The sequence below is a fragment of the Pseudomonas sp. F8002 genome, assembly GCF_013385495.1.
Lineage (GTDB): Bacteria > Pseudomonadota > Gammaproteobacteria > Pseudomonadales > Pseudomonadaceae > Aquipseudomonas.
The window spans coordinates 15,821-27,076 of the sequence record NZ_JACAPW010000047.1; the positions used below are offsets into that span (position 1 = coordinate 15,821).

12 protein-coding genes are annotated in these 11,256 nt (G+C 61.5%); 8 read left to right on the plus strand and 4 right to left on the minus strand.

What is annotated here, in order from left to right; translation table 11 throughout:
- Positions 1 to 313: 313 nt before the first annotated feature.
- The 3 genes from HX811_RS30020 to HX811_RS30030 form a co-directional block, all read right to left on the minus strand.
- The gene (locus HX811_RS30020; RefSeq protein ID WP_003219227.1) at positions 314 to 1,099 is read right to left on the minus strand and encodes an OmpA family protein; all 786 of its coding nucleotides are present in this window, start codon (positions 1,097 to 1,099) and stop codon (positions 314 to 316) included.
- 55 nt (positions 1,100 to 1,154) lie between these two features.
- Positions 1,155 to 1,583, minus strand: coding sequence for a DUF4398 domain-containing protein (locus HX811_RS30025; RefSeq protein ID WP_177048578.1), 429 nt, complete (start codon positions 1,581 to 1,583; stop codon positions 1,155 to 1,157).
- A 284-nt stretch (positions 1,584 to 1,867) separates the two neighbouring features.
- A complete protein-coding gene (locus tag HX811_RS30030) occupies positions 1,868 to 2,212 on the minus strand; it encodes a pilin assembly protein (RefSeq protein WP_177048580.1) in 345 nt (114 codons plus the stop codon).
- Positions 2,213 to 2,399: 187 nt separating this feature from the next.
- Between HX811_RS30030 and ppc the strand changes: the two genes are divergently transcribed.
- From ppc to HX811_RS30065, 7 genes are all read left to right on the plus strand, one after another.
- Positions 2,400 to 5,045: a phosphoenolpyruvate carboxylase gene (gene ppc / locus HX811_RS30035; protein WP_177048582.1), complete on the plus strand. Its 2,646-nt coding sequence runs from the start codon at positions 2,400 to 2,402 to the stop codon at positions 5,043 to 5,045.
- A gap of 268 nt (positions 5,046 to 5,313) precedes the next feature.
- A complete protein-coding gene (adk, locus tag HX811_RS30040) occupies positions 5,314 to 5,961 on the plus strand; it encodes an adenylate kinase (RefSeq protein WP_177048584.1) in 648 nt (215 codons plus the stop codon).
- Between the two features lie 89 nt (positions 5,962 to 6,050).
- Positions 6,051 to 6,737 (plus strand): tRNA (adenosine(37)-N6)-threonylcarbamoyltransferase complex dimerization subunit type 1 TsaB, encoded by a 687-nt coding sequence (gene tsaB / locus HX811_RS30045; RefSeq protein WP_177037000.1) that lies wholly within the window; start codon positions 6,051 to 6,053, stop codon positions 6,735 to 6,737.
- Between the two features lie 160 nt (positions 6,738 to 6,897).
- The gene (locus tag HX811_RS30050) at positions 6,898 to 7,209 is read left to right on the plus strand and encodes a hypothetical protein (RefSeq protein WP_003219213.1); all 312 of its coding nucleotides are present in this window, start codon (positions 6,898 to 6,900) and stop codon (positions 7,207 to 7,209) included.
- Complete coding sequence (locus HX811_RS30055; protein ID WP_177048586.1) at positions 7,209 to 8,069, plus strand: DUF72 domain-containing protein; 861 nt, start codon at positions 7,209 to 7,211, stop codon at positions 8,067 to 8,069. Before HX811_RS30050 ends, HX811_RS30055 begins: the two co-directional genes overlap by 1 nt.
- A gap of 27 nt (positions 8,070 to 8,096) precedes the next feature.
- Positions 8,097 to 8,924 (plus strand): isocitrate lyase/phosphoenolpyruvate mutase family protein, encoded by an 828-nt coding sequence (locus tag HX811_RS30060; RefSeq protein WP_177048587.1) that lies wholly within the window; start codon positions 8,097 to 8,099, stop codon positions 8,922 to 8,924.
- 3 nt (positions 8,925 to 8,927) lie between these two features.
- Positions 8,928 to 9,626: an extensin family protein gene (locus HX811_RS30065; RefSeq protein ID WP_177048589.1), complete on the plus strand. Its 699-nt coding sequence runs from the start codon at positions 8,928 to 8,930 to the stop codon at positions 9,624 to 9,626.
- A gap of 3 nt (positions 9,627 to 9,629) precedes the next feature.
- On the opposite strand, the gene HX811_RS30070 is transcribed toward HX811_RS30065, so the two are convergent.
- The gene (locus HX811_RS30070) at positions 9,630 to 10,250 is read right to left on the minus strand and encodes an energy transducer TonB (protein ID WP_177048591.1); all 621 of its coding nucleotides are present in this window, start codon (positions 10,248 to 10,250) and stop codon (positions 9,630 to 9,632) included.
- 96 nt (positions 10,251 to 10,346) lie between these two features.
- Between HX811_RS30070 and HX811_RS30075 the strand changes: the two genes are divergently transcribed.
- Positions 10,347 to 11,129 (plus strand): class I SAM-dependent methyltransferase, encoded by a 783-nt coding sequence (locus HX811_RS30075; RefSeq protein ID WP_003219204.1) that lies wholly within the window; start codon positions 10,347 to 10,349, stop codon positions 11,127 to 11,129.
- The last annotated feature ends 127 nt before the right edge of the window (positions 11,130 to 11,256 follow it).

Below are 11,256 nucleotides of genomic sequence, written 5' to 3' on the forward strand. Positions count from 1 at the left end.
TATATGCTAGGTGTGAATGATTCATCTTATCCATCGGGTCCTTCAGGTGGCAGTTTTGGCACTCGGGGCATCCAGAATTCAGATTCTCCCCAGCCAGTGGCTGGCCAAGGCACCGTCGACTCCCTGGGCGCAGGAGGAGAGGATCTTCGGGAGTTGCTCAAGAAATGGCTGATGCAGAGCGAGCAAAAAGGCATCAACGGCCAAGGTAATCAGATTCAGTTTTGAGTGTGTGATGGGGATATGGGGTGATTCACGGTTACCCCAAACAAAGAACCCCGCCAATTGGCGGGGTTCTTTATGGAGCATCAGTCGATCAGTTGGCCATCGACGAACGTGGCTTGACCGGCTGGTTGTCGTTGGAGATGGTCACTTCAACGCGGCGGTTCATGGCGCGGCCCGAAACGCTGCCGTTATCGGCAACCGGGTATTCCTTGCCATAGCCCTGGGTCACGATGCGCGAGATATCCACACCCTGGTTGGCCAGTGCGCGCTGTACGGAAGCGGCGCGGCGCTCGGACAGGCTCTGGTTGTACGAGTCGGAACCGGTGCTGTCGGTGTAGCCTTCGACGATCACTTTACGGTCCGGGTTATCGCGCAGGAACTGCGCCAGCTTGGTGATGTTCACCAGGCCGCTGGACTTGAGGTCCGACTTGTTGGTGGCGAACAGCACGTCACCAAAGGTCACCAGTGTGCCGCGATCAGTCTGCTTGGCGTTCAAGCTGTCTTGCAGTTGCTTGATCTGCGCGTCACGGGCCTGCAGCAGGGCGCGGGCACGTTCGTCACCGGCGTTTTTCAGCTTGGCTTCGGACTCACGCAGGACGATGGTGTCTTTGGCCACTTCAACGCGCTGGTTGGTCAGGTAGGCCAACTGGTCGACCTTCTTCTGGTCTTCCTTGTCGCGGTAGGCTTTGTCAGCCTTGTCCAGCCAGTCGCTGGCGTCTTTGGTTTCCAGCGCCGCTACTTTGGTGGCTTGCGGGTTGGCTTGCAGGGCCGAGAAGTTGGTCCGAGCGTTTTCCAGGTTCTGGTTCGGCGGGGTGGAGCAAGCCGCCAGAGCAACGCTCATCGCCAGCAGGGCAGGGATCATCAATTGTTTACGCATAGTCGTGTCGTCCTTTCAATTCGGTTTCGGGTGCAATGCAATCAGGGGCGGCGGCTTATTGTTGCGGCTGAATCACAGCCGGGCGCATGCCTTCCTGACGCAGCTCCTGAACAGCTTTCTGGGAATCCTTCACAGCCTGTTCGGCCTTGGCAGCCTGGGCTTTACGCTCTGCTACGCGAGCGTCCCACTCGGACTGTTCGGCCAGGCGACGGGCTTCGTCGTAGCTCTTGTCGTGCATGGCGATTTCAGCTTGCTTCAGTTTGTCCTGGGCAGACTTCATCTCCACGGCTGCGAACTCGGTACCGCCGGCGCTGACAGCGCTGTTCACCGCAGATTGGGTAACAGCGTATTGCTCGGTCGGCGGGTTGCCGGCGCAGCCAGCCAGTACGAAGCTGGTGCCGATTGCCAGCGCGGCCAATTTAAGCCCGCGCAGGTGGTTAAACGAGGTTTTGGCAGTGCTGGTCTTCATCGTCTTCAACTCCATTAGGTAACTCCTGAAAAACATCAAATCCATCTCCGGCTTGCAGTGTCTGCGGGGCCCGGCGGTTAGCTCAGGACGCCTATTCAAACGGCTGTTCCAAGTGATGGCTTACTGGCTGTGACCGGAGGCTTTTTTGAATAGTTCAGCGAAGATGGCGATTTGCCTAAAAAAATATTTGACTGAACGGTCAGCGTATAAAAGTTGGAACTTTTGCATGGCGCAGCGGTATCCAGGGCCTGTGGGAGGCCCTGAATACGGGAGGTCAAGGGTTTTGAGGCGCAGGTTTACTAGTGTTTCTGCTTGTCGGACTGAGCTGACAAATCGTGCAGGTAACGCCGTGACAGGTTGAGAAAACGTGGGGTTGGGCCGACATCCTCATACACCGGATCGCCTTCCTCATCGGTGGCAATCACGTGCTTGCCCTTGATGTAGGGAAAGCTCGCTTCCAGCTCTTCGAGGGCTGCGCCAATCAACTCGCCGAGCAGTTCTTCGGTATGGCGTTTGGGGTACATCTCGGAGATCGCCGCCAGCCTGGCGGCGGCTTCCACGTCCAGATGGATGGCGTATTCGGTTTTGGTCAGGCGACCCTTGGCGTTTTCTTCCCAATGCTGGGCCAGTTCTCGGATTTTCATGGCAACCTCAATGGAGCCCACGGTACGCGGGCGATGATGAGTGACCAGCCGGCCAGCGCGGATAACGCTGCGGCTTACTGTTGAGACTAGCTGCAACTCACAAGGTTTAAAGTTCCTTGTAAGACGTCGCCGTGGGCGGCACTCTTGAAGATCAAAGCGTCCCGGATTTTCTGCTGGAGATTGGCTGATGAGCGATATCGATGCACGTTTGCGTGAGGATGTTCACCTGCTGGGTGAACTGTTGGGCAACACGATTCGAGAACAGTACGGCGATGAATTCCTCGACAAGATCGAGCAGATCCGTAAAGGCGCCAAGGCCGATCGCCGTGGCGCAGCCTCGGAGCAGGTGGCCGGCGAAGAGCTGAGTGCCAGCCTCAATCAACTCAAGGAAGACGAACTGCTGCCGGTGGCGCGGGCCTTCAACCAGTTTCTCAACCTGGCCAATATCGCCGAACAGTATCAGTTGATCCACCGCCGTGATGAATCAACCCCGGCGCCGTTCGAGTCGCGGGTGCTGCCGGAACTGCTGGCGCGCCTGCAGAGTGAAGGCCACAGCAGCGAATCCCTGGCGCGCCAGTTGGGTCGGTTGGAAATCGAACTGGTGCTCACCGCTCACCCCACCGAAGTTGCCCGCCGTACCCTGATCCAGAAATACGACGCCATCGCCGCCCAACTGGCCCTGCTGGATCACCGCGACCTCACCACCGCCGAGCGCGAGCAGATCCGCAATCGCTTGCAACGCCTGATCGCCGAAGCCTGGCACACCGAAGAAATCCGCCGCACCCGGCCCACGCCGGTAGACGAAGCCAAGTGGGGCTTTGCGGTGATCGAGCATTCGTTGTGGCACGCCATCCCGAATTATTTGCGCAAGGCCGATCACGCCTTGCACGCGGCCACCGGCCTGCGCCTGCCTCTGGAGGCCGCGCCGATTCGCTTCGCTTCCTGGATGGGCGGCGACCGCGACGGTAACCCCAACGTCACCGCCCCGGTCACCCGCGAAGTGCTGTTGCTGGCGCGCTGGATGGCGGCTGACCTGTACCTGCGCGACATCGACCACCTCGCCTCCGAACTGTCGATGCAACAGGCCAGCCCGGCATTGCAGGCCAAGGTGGGTGACAGCGTCGAACCTTACCGGGCGTTGCTCAAGCAATTGCGTGAGCGTCTGCGCGCCACACGCCAATGGGCCCACACCTCGTTGACGACCACCACGCCGGCGCCTGCCGACGTGCTGCAAAATAACCGCGACCTGCTCGAGCCTTTGCAACTGTGCTACGAGTCGCTGCACACCTGCGGCATGGGCGTGATTGCCGACGGCCCGCTGCTGGATTGCCTGCGTCGGGCGGTCACGTTCGGGCTGTTCCTGGTGCGCCTCGACGTACGCCAGGACTCCACCCGCCACTGCGCGGCCATGACCGAAATCACCGACTACCTGGGCCTTGGCCGGTACGAGGATTGGGACGAAGAGGCGCGCATCAGCTTCCTGATGAAGGAACTGGCTAACCGTCGACCCTTGTTGCCGGGCTACTTCAAGCCTTCGGCAGACACCGCCGAAGTGCTGAACACCTGTAAGGAAATCGCTGCCGCACCGGCTGCGTCCCTGGGTTCCTACGTCATCTCCATGGCCGGCGCCGCGTCGGACGTGTTGGCCGTGCAACTGCTGCTCAAGGAGTCCGGCGTACAACGGCCGATGCGTGTGGTGCCGTTGTTCGAGACCCTGGCTGACCTGGACAACGCAGGCCCGGTGATCGAAAAACTGCTGCTGTTGCCGGGTTATCGCGCCCGTCTGCAAGGCCCGCAGGAAGTAATGATCGGCTACTCGGATTCGGCCAAGGACGCGGGCACTACCGCCGCCGCCTGGGCGCAATACCGGGCCCAGGAACGGCTGGTGGAAATCTGCCGCGAACAACAAGTCGAACTGCTGCTGTTCCACGGTCGTGGCGGCACCGTAGGCCGCGGCGGCGGCCCGGCTCACGCGGCGATTCTGTCGCAGCCTCCTGGGTCGGTGGCGGGGCGTTTCCGCACCACTGAGCAGGGCGAGATGATCCGCTTCAAGTTCGGCCTGCCGGACATCGCCGAGCAAAACCTCAACCTGTACCTGGCGGCGGTGCTGGAGGCGACCTTGCTGCCACCGCCACCACCCGAACCGGCCTGGCGCCACTTGATGGACGAATTGGCCGCCGACGGTGTCAGCGCTTACCGCGCCGTGGTGCGGGAAAATCCGCAATTCGTCGAGTATTTCCGCCAGTCCACCCCGGAGCAGGAACTGGGTCGCTTGCCCCTGGGCAGTCGCCCGGCCAAGCGCCGGGCTGGTGGCATTGAAAGCCTGCGGGCGATCCCGTGGATCTTCGGCTGGACCCAGACCCGCCTGATGCTGCCCGCCTGGCTCGGCTGGGAAGCGGCGTTGAACAATGCCCTGGAGCGTGGCGAAGGCGAGTTGCTGGGGCAGATGCGCGAGCAGTGGCCGTTCTTTCGTACCCGCATCGATATGCTGGAAATGGTGCTGGCCAAAGCCGACGCCGACATCGCCCGGCTGTACGACGAGCGATTGGTGCAGCCCGATCTGCTGCCATTGGGTGCGCACTTACGCGACCTATTGTCGCAGGCGTGCAGTGTGGTGCTTGGCCTGACTGGCCAGTCTCAGCTGCTGGCCCACAGCCCCGATACGCTTGAGTTCATCCGCCTGCGCAACACCTACCTGGACCCGTTGCACCTGCTGCAGGCCGAATTGCTGGCCCGATCGCGGCAACAGGAAGCGGCACAGGACAGCCCTCTGGAACAGGCGCTGCTGGTGTCTGTGGCCGGTATTGCCGCTGGTTTGCGCAACACCGGCTGACATTTATGGCGTGTTCTCAATAGCTTGCAGATACCCCGCGCCGGTCGCCGTAAAATTGGCGACCGGCGTTTTGCTGTCAGGGTTGTACCTGCCTATAAAGCCAGCGCGGCGCGGGTTTCTCCTACTTTCGGCGGCTTGTGTGGTTTGGGCCTGCTGTGTATCTTGATCAGCCTTTGGCCGTTTGTGCGGCCTGGACCCAAAATTTCCGAGATTGGCCCCACGCGGCGAATCCGAGCGTCATCTCTATAAAAAATTGAGGAGCACATCGATGCGCGTCATTCTGCTGGGAGCTCCCGGGGCCGGTAAAGGTACTCAGGCAAAGTTCATCACTGAAAAATTCGGCATTCCACAAATCTCCACCGGCGACATGCTGCGTGCGGCCGTCAAGGCCGGCACCGAGCTGGGCCTGATCGCCAAGAGCGTGATGGACAGCGGCGGCCTGGTCTCCGATGACCTAATCATCAACCTGGTCAAGGAACGCATCAGCCAGGAAGACTGCAAGAACGGTTTCCTGTTCGATGGCTTCCCGCGCACCATTCCCCAGGCTGAAGCCCTGGTGAAGGCCGGCGTCGAGCTGGACAACGTGGTGGAAATCGCCGTTGAAGACGAAGAGATCGTGCAGCGTATTGCCGGTCGTCGTGTTCACGAGGCCTCGGGCCGCGTCTACCACATCGTCTACAACCCGCCGAAAGTCGCGGGCAAGGACGATGTCACCGGCGAAGACCTGGTGCAGCGTAAGGACGACACCGAAGAGACCGTGCGTCATCGCCTGTCGGTCTACCATTCCCAGACCAAGCCGCTGGTGGACTTCTACCAGAAGCTCTCGGCCGCCCAGGGCAAGCCGAAGTACAGCCACATCGAAGGTGTGGGTTCGGTTGAAGCCATCACTGGCAAAGTACTGCAAGCGCTGAGCTGATCGTTCATCCGCTTGATTGACAACGGCCCGCTTGCGGGCCGTTGTTGTTTATACTGACGCACTTTTTTTCAACGTGGATGCATACACCGATGAGCACCTTGCTGGCCCTGGACACCGCGACTGAAGCTTGCTCCGTTGCCCTGCTGCACGATGGCAAGGTCACGAGCCACTACGAGGTGATCCCGCGCCTGCACGCGCAGAAGCTGTTGCCGATGATCAAGCAATTGCTGCTGGACGCGGGCACCACCTTGTCGGCAGTGGACGCCATCGCATTCGGGCGCGGCCCGGGCGCGTTCACCGGCGTGCGCATCGCTATCGGTGTGGTCCAGGGGTTGGCGTTTGCGCTGGAGCGTCCGGTGTTGCCGGTGTCCAACCTGGCGGTGCTGGCGCAGCGCGCGTTTCGCGAGCACGGTGCAAGCCAGGTTGCAGCAGCCATCGATGCGCGCATGGACGAAGTGTATTGGGGCTGCTACCGCGAAACCGCTGGCGAGATGCGCCTGATCGGCGCTGAGGCCGTGCTGCCACCTGAAGCGGCGGCGTTGCCGGGCGATGCCAGCGGCGACTGGTTCGGTGCCGGCACCGGCTGGGGCTACGGCGAGCGCATTGGCGTGACGCTTGCCGGCCAGGATGCGGGGATGCTGCCCCACGCCGAAGACCTGCTGGCCCTGGCACGCTTTGCCTGGGAGCGGGGCGAGGCGATTCCGGCGGACCAGGCAGCCCCTGTGTACCTGCGGGATAAAGTGGCGCAGACCAAGGCTGAACGCGGGATTATTTGACGTCAAAAGTGCGGGCAATTTCAGACAAAAATAGCCAATCGTCAGAATTTGCCCGCGCTTTTAAACCTTTTACCAATTATGTGTTCTAGTTATCACCAGAGCATTTGCGCGCCATGGAAAGCGCCACTAAAATGCCATCACCGATACCGAGTTCGCATGTATGCGCATAGACGGCTTTTCATCACAGTCCTACCCCCTCAAGCGCAAGCCTCGCAAGGCGAACGTGACGGTAGACGACTCCGTCGAAGACTCGCCCGATTTTGTTGAAATCCAGTCTGACAACACTGCTGTTTCAACCCGTTCCCAGGGTTCCGGCGGTGCACGCACCAGCGGCGTTCCTGCCCGCCAGCAAGACATGATCTTCCCGCGCTCCATGAGCAAAAACGTCGCCAATGCCCTGGCCAGCTACCTGACCACTGCCGGCTTTGTCGAATGGGATATGGAAGTGCTGGGCCTCGATATCCATATCTGATGCTGTTGCCTTACTACCTCGGTTGTCCGTCCTGGAGTGAAAACGCCTGGCGCGAATACCTGTATCCCGCCGACGCCCGCTCCAGCGATTACCTTGCCCTGTATTCCCAGGTCTTCAACGCCGTCGAGGGCAACACCACCTTCTACGCCCGTCCTTCCGTCGCTACCGTGCAGCGCTGGGCTGAAATCATGCCCGGGCATTTTCGCTTCACGGCCAAGTTTCCGGGGGATATCAGCCACAGCGGCAACCTGATCGAGCAGTTGCCGGCGGCGGAAAGTTTCCTGGGGTTGATGAGCCCGTTGGGCGAGCGTATTTCGCCGTTGTGGCTGCAGCTGCCGGCCAGTTTTACCCCGCAGCGCCTGGGTGAGTTGGCCGGGTTTATCGACGGGCTGGAGCGACCGTTGGCGGTGGAGGTGCGTCATTCGGAATTCTTCGCCAAGGGCGACGCCGAGCGCAGTCTCAACCGCTTGCTGCGCGACCGCGGTGTCGAGCGCATCTGCCTGGACCCGCGTGCGTTGTTCAGTTGCACCTCCACCTCGGCAGCCGTGCTGCACGCCCAATCGAAAAAGCCCAAGGTGCCGCCTCGCCCGGCGGCGCTGACGCAGTTTCCGCAAGTGCGCTTTATTGGCCATCCGGAGTTGGAAGCCAATGATCCGTTCCTGGTGCCCTGGATTGAAAAGGTCGCCGGCTGGATCGAAGAGGGGCGTACGCCCTACGTGTTTCTTCACACTTCCGACAACCGCCTGGCCGCCCAACTGGCCTTGCGCTTTCATGAGAAATTGATGCTGCGCTTGCCCGGCTTGCCGGCATTGCCCACCCTGCATCGAGAACCCGAAGCGGAGCAACTGGGGTTACTCTAAGGCTCCTTTTCCCGACAGGAGTCAGTCATGGATGCCCAAACCCTTCGCGCCGAAACCTTCAAGGCCCTGCATGAGCGTGACCGCGCGTTCGTGATGCCCAATCCATGGGATGCCGGCTCTGCAAAAATGCTCGCCAGCCTGGGGTTTGAAGCCCTGGCCACCACCAGCGCCGGCTTTGCCTTCAGCCTCGGCCGCCCGGATGCCGAAGGTGCGTTGTCCCTGGAAGACACCTTGGGCAATGCCGGGGCGATCGTCCAGGCGACCTCGCTGCCCGTCGCCGCCGACCTGGAAAACTGCTTCAGTGACACCCCTGAAGGCTGCGCCGAGACTATCCTGCGGGCGGCAGCGACTGGGATTGTCGGTGGCTCCATCGAAGACGCCACCGGAATTGCCGTCGACCCGATCTATCCCTTTGACCTTTCCGTGGAGCGCGTCGAAGCCGCAGTCGCCGCTGCCCGCAGTTTGCCATTCCCCTTCACCCTGACCGCCCGCGCAGAAAACCTCCTGCATGGCCGGCCGGATTTGCCCGACACCATTCGCCGCCTGCAGGCCTACGCCGAAGCTGGCGCCGACGTGCTCTATGCACCGGCCCTGCGCAGTGCCGAGGAAGTATTGGCGGTGGTGAAGGCGGTTGCACCCAAGCCCGTGAATATCTTGATGTCAGGCGCCCTGAAACTCAGCGTGGCGCAGTTGAGCGAGATGGGCGTCAAGCGCATCAGCGTCGGCTCGGCCATGGCCCTGGCGGCTTATGGCGAGTTCTTCAGGGCGGCCCAGGAGGTTCATGAGTTGGGCACGTTTACCTTCACTGAGCGCTCGATGCCGTTCAGCCAGGCCAATCAACTGTTCAAGGGCTGAGGCGTGCGTTTCTTCAAGGTGCTGGGCGTGCTGCTGGTGTTGGCAGGTGGTGTGTTGGTTGGCGTGTGGCGGGGCTGGGTGCCGCTGCCCGATGAGTGGAACCCGTGGGCGCCGCTGGACGTGCGGGCAAGCCCGAACCTGCTGACCCGATTCAAGCTTGGGCGTTTGCAGGATGATCCCGCCCTATGTGACCAAGTGCTGAAGACCTCCGGGCTGCGGGTCGCCCATCAGGCGGACAGCCCTGCCGACGCGGCTTGCCCGCTGCGCAATACATTGCGGGTCCAAGGCGCTGATGTCGGCTTGAGCAGCAGCTTTCTCGCCAGTTGCCCGCTGGCCGTGGCGTTCGCCCTGTTCGAGCGCCATAGCCTGCAACCAGCGGCCCAGGCGGTGTTTGGCCAGACAGTGACGCAGGTCGATCACCTGGGCAGCTTTGCCTGTCGCAATATCTACAACCGCGCCAACGGGCGACTCAGCCAGCATGCGTCGGCCAATGCGTTGGATATCGCCGGGTTTCGCCTGGCGGACGGGCGCACCATCAGTGTGCTCAAGGATTGGCCGGGTGACGGCGAGCGTGCGCGCTTCCTGCGGCAAGTGCGCGACGGCGCCTGCAAGGATTTCAATGTGGTGTTGAGCCCGGATTACAACGCCGCCCACCGTAATCACTTTCATCTGGACATGGGTCGGTGGTGGGTGTGTCGCTGAGGGTCAGGCGGCCAGGCGCAGGTTGTGCAGGATCAGCGGACGCGCCCAGCGGCTGTCGAAATCCAGGGCTTTCTGTTGCTCAACCAGCTCTTCTGCCGGGAACGGTGGCGGTGGTGGTGGCAGCAGGTCCAGTTCGAATTCGGCGATCGGCAAATGCAGCGGGCGTGGTTGCGGCGCGGGACCCGGTTCGGGCAGCGGTTGGCCGGCGGTCAGCACGATGGGGCGCACCCAACCGCTTTCGAAGTTCTGCTGCTTTTGCTGGGCGACCACTTCTTCCGCCGGGTACGGAGGCGGGGCCGGTGGCAGCAATTCCAGTTCGAATTCGGCGATAGGCAGGAACAGCGGCTCGGGCGGGGCGATCTCGGTGTCTGTCACATCACAGGCGCGCTGGGTGACGATCTGCGACAGCAGGTCACTGCCTTCGTTGGGTTCTACCGCCGGGTCCACAGGTTTCGCCACCGACTTGGCGAGCGCGCCCGGCGTGTCGCCGAGCTGTTCGGCCAACGCCTGGGCGAAGAAGTCCTGCCACACATGACTGACGCCGGCCAGCGCTTGGGTATTGCGCAGGCCGAAGTGGTTGTGGGTCGGCAGTACACCGGTGAATAGCGAAGGAATGTCTGACATTTCTCTCGATCGTCGCTCAGCTCTGGCAAAATGCCGGATCCTTTTTTTTATCGGCCGCTTTTTGCCGATCCTTAATATTTTTGAGCGTAGTCACCGATGAGCGAACAACCAGCGGCCAGCCGCATTCGGGTCGAGGCCTTGGCCGAAGGTTTTCAGGCGCGTGCGCAGCACTGGGCCGAGCAGCTGGGGTTGCCTTTGCAGCTGGATGAGGCGGATTTTGCCTTGCAGGTGGGGGAGCAGGGGCTGCAGTTGCAACAGCTGGGGCCTGAGGCGCCGGGGCCGGTGCGGGTGGATTTTGTGGAGGGTGGGGCGGCGCACCGGCGTCTGTATGGCGGCGGCAGCGGGCAAATGATTGCCAAGGCGGTGGGTGTGGCGCAGGGCGTGCGGCCCAGGGTGCTGGATGCTACCGCCGGGTTGGGAAAGGATGCATTTGTGTTGGCCAGCCTGGGTTGCGAGATGAGCCTGATTGAACGCCAGCCGTTGATTGGGGCGTTGCTGGAAGATGGCTTGGCGCGAGGTGCAGAGGATTTTGAGGTGGCGCCGATTGTGGCGCGGATGAGGTTGCTCAAGGGCAACTCCATTGAGGTGATGCGCGATTGGGAGGGGGAGCCGCCTCAGGTGATTTATCTGGATCCGATGTTTCCGCATCGGGAGAAGACGGCGTTGGTGAAGAAGGAGATGCGGTTGTTTCGGCCTCTGGTGGGGGATGATCCGGATGCGCCGGCGTTGTTGGCGGCGGCGTTGGCTTTGGCCAGCCATCGGGTGGTGGTCAAGCGGCCGCGTAAGGCGCCGTGTATTGAGGGGGTGAAGCCGAGTCATGCGTTGGATGGGAAGTCCAGTCGGTATGACATTTATCCTAAGAAGGCGCTGAAGTCCTGAGGGTTGGGTACATATCCGTTGTTTAGGTAACGGCCACTTAGGGTTCCGCTCTTACAGCGGGTCACTTTTTTACAAACGCCTAAAAAAGTAACCAAAAAACGCTTTGCCCCACCACTCGGTGCCTCGC